The 462-nt window shown below is 69.7% G+C and carries 2 protein-coding genes; both read right to left on the bottom strand.

Annotated features, from left to right (window positions below):
- Positions 1-113: NAD(P)-binding domain-containing protein (locus I6F37_RS39245; protein ID WP_225154263.1), on the bottom strand; the 113-nt coding region annotated here is incomplete at its 3' end.
- Between the two features lie 51 nt (positions 114-164).
- Positions 165-462, bottom strand: a 298-nt coding sequence (locus I6F37_RS39240) for a 3-keto-5-aminohexanoate cleavage protein (RefSeq protein WP_225154262.1), incomplete at its 5' end; no start/stop codon positions are given.

Raw genomic sequence — 462 nt, 5'->3', positions numbered from 1 at the left:
GTCAACGTCTGCGGGTCGCGGGAGTTGGCGACTCGCACCTCATGCCCGAGAGCGCTCAACTTGCGAGCGAGCGTGCCGCCGATCTGTCCCGCGCCGATTATTGCGATTCTCATGTCCGGGCCAACCGCGCGCCCGTCCGTGTCATTCCTCGGTGGCCGTCCGAATCAATTGGAGGCGCTGCCGACCGCGGTGCGACCCGGAACGAGCAGGGCCGTGCCGGGAACGACCTCACGTCCGACCTCGGCTGCCAACGCGACGGCGGCCTCGACCATCTCGACGTTGGTGCGGGGCGAGCGGGCGGCCGCGTCCTCGGTGCCGACGCGCAGGTGCCCCCCACGTTCGAGCACCGCCCGGGCCAACGGTGAATCCAGCATCGAGTCGCCGAACAGGCTGGCGATCCACGGCAGGTCGGAACCGGCCATCATGTCCAGGTAGACGTCGAGCGCACCCAACGTCGGGGGC

This window comes from Bradyrhizobium sp. NBAIM08 (genome assembly GCF_020193935.1).
Classification (GTDB): domain Bacteria; phylum Pseudomonadota; class Alphaproteobacteria; order Rhizobiales; family Xanthobacteraceae; genus Bradyrhizobium; species Bradyrhizobium yuanmingense.
This window is presented reverse-complemented; position numbering and strand designations above follow the sequence as displayed.